The organism is Sulfitobacter sp. HI0129, assembly GCF_001635395.1.
Lineage (GTDB): Bacteria > Pseudomonadota > Alphaproteobacteria > Rhodobacterales > Rhodobacteraceae > Sulfitobacter.
Genome location: NZ_LWGH01000666.1, coordinates 1 through 2,068, shown reverse-complemented (window position 1 = coordinate 2,068; position 2,068 = coordinate 1). Strand labels below are relative to the sequence as shown.

At 66.2% G+C, this 2,068-nt stretch carries 2 protein-coding genes; both read right to left on the bottom strand.

Translation table 11 applies throughout. From position 1 onward, the window contains the following. Positions 1 to 149: 149 nt before the first annotated feature. The gene (locus A3764_RS17070; protein ID WP_067925829.1) at positions 150 to 824 is read right to left on the bottom strand and encodes a FliH/SctL family protein; all 675 of its coding nucleotides are present in this window, start codon (positions 822 to 824) and stop codon (positions 150 to 152) included. Beyond that, a partial coding sequence (locus A3764_RS17065; RefSeq protein ID WP_067951813.1) for a flagellar M-ring protein FliF C-terminal domain-containing protein occupies positions 821 to 2,068 on the bottom strand: 1,248 nt, incomplete at its 5' end. The genes A3764_RS17070 and A3764_RS17065, both read right to left, overlap by 4 nt.

Genomic DNA, 2,068 nt, shown 5'->3' with positions numbered 1-2,068 from the left:
CCTCGGTATCGAGTTGCGGAAAAACATTCCGCGCCACCGCCTCGGCGGCGGTGCGTTCGGATGCGGCGGGGGCCGCTGCCTCCTCGGTCCCCGTCTCTTCGGGGGTTTTCGCGGTATCGGCGGAGGCTTTCGCTTCCCTGTCCTGCGGATCAGACTTGTCCATGTCCACCTATCTCCTTCCGGGCGCCCTGCGCCTTTTCGCTGGTCTGCCGCAACTCGGCCAGCAGCCGGTTGCAGATCTGTTCGAACCCATAATCGAGCCGCCCGTGGTCCCATTCCATCCGGGCTTCGCCGTCATGCATCGTTTCGTCGGCGGCAAGGTCGAGCGCCCCGTCGCATTTGTAATAGGCCGCGCGCTGGCGCAATTCGTCTTCGAGCGCCGCCATCGTGGCGGGCGACAGCCGGATGCGGATGCGGATGGAGCCGATGGCCATCTTGAGTGACTGGCCCACCATCTTCTTCACCCGCACCTTCGAGAACCTGTCGATCAGTTCGGGAAAGACGACTTCGCAGGTCTGGAGCGTGAACCCCACCACCTGAGCGATCAGCGCGGCGCGATGTTCTTGGGCCGCGACCGCGAGGCGGGCGAGTTCCTTCGCCAGCATATCCGCCGTTTCGGCCTGTGCGGCCAGCGCCGTGTCCCGTGCTTCGTTGCGGCCGTCCTCCGCCCCGGCGAGATAGCCTGCGATACGCCCTTCCTCGCGGGCCTTCTTCACCTTGGCTTCAAGCTCATCCTTGGTGAAATGCTCGCCCTTGCGGGCCGCGCCCGGCGTGCAGTCTTCGCCCTCTTCATCGAGGTTGCGCAGGTTCAGCGAGGAGATCATTCGGTTTCCTTTTCCGCCAGCCAGTGGCCGAGCACGCGCAGCGCGTCATCGGCGTGGTTCTGCACCAGTTCCGCGACCGAGTGTATCTGACTGCGCCGCAACTGGCCGTCGACGGCGGCGAGTTGAACCATCTCGTGCGGGGCGTCTTCGTGATCCGCGAGCACGAGCGCCGAACCGGTGCTCCGCCCGACGGGAAGTTCCATGTGACGCGCATCGTTGCCCAGGGCCTTCTGCCCGGCCTGCGGGCCGGGTAGCATGGCGCGGCCCGCCTCTCCGCCCGCGATTTCGCCACCCGCGGCCCCGGCCCCGGCGAGCGCGGGGGTGTCCATCGGCGCGGGCAGTGCCGCGTCCAGCACCATGCGCAGGGGGCGCGCGCCCAGCATCAGGATGATCGCCAGCATGGCGAGGCCGAAGATCGCGCGCAGGATGGACATGGCGTTGTCGGCCAGCACGCCGCTCAGGGTACGGCCCACCGGGCCGCCCAGTTCAGCGTCGAAATCCTGAAAGCGCAGGCTGTCCACCTGGACCTGATCGCCGCGGCTTTCGTCAAAGCCGATCACGGTGCTGACAAGCTGGGTCAGGCGCCGCATCTCTTCTTCGGAGCGTTCGATATATCCTTCGGTGCCATCGGGCCGGGTGCCGTAGCTGCCGTTGACCAGAACCGCCACCGACACCCGTTCGATATCGCCCGGTTCGCGGATCAACTCGCTTTCGACCGATCCGATTTCGTAATTGATGATCTCGTCGTTTTCAGAGCGGGAGGAGGTGCCCGCCGCGCCGTCGCCTTCTTCGCGCAGGGCATCGGGGATGTTGTTGCCCGCGTCCACCGCGGCATTCGCGGGATCGGTTTCATTGGAGTTGCGCGCGCGTGTTTCGATGGAGCGGGCGACCTGCTGTTCGGGATCGAAACTGCGGGAGACGCGGATTTCGCGCTCCGTCGTCAGGTCCACGCTGACGCGGACGCGGCTGTTGCCGGGGCCCACGCGGGCGTTGAGGATCGCCTCCACCTTCTTGGCCATCTGTTCCTCGATGGCGGTGCGCTGGCCCTGAAGCGAGAAGTCGGAGCCGGTCGCATCCTCTTCGGCAAGGATCGTATCCCCGTTGGAGGACAACACCGTGACCTTTTGCGGTTCGAGATCGGCAACAGCGGAAGCGACGAGCGCGCGAACCGACTGCGCCTGCGCCCGTGACATGGATGTATTGGCCCGCGACCGAACGATGACGGAGGCGCTGGCCTCCGGGCG

What these genes read in the sequence shown, in the direction of transcription:
- A3764_RS17070 (WP_067925829.1), bottom strand. Translation starts at nt 824, where the DNA reads ATGATCTCCTCGCTGAACCTGCGCAACCTCGATGAAGAGGGCGAAGAC.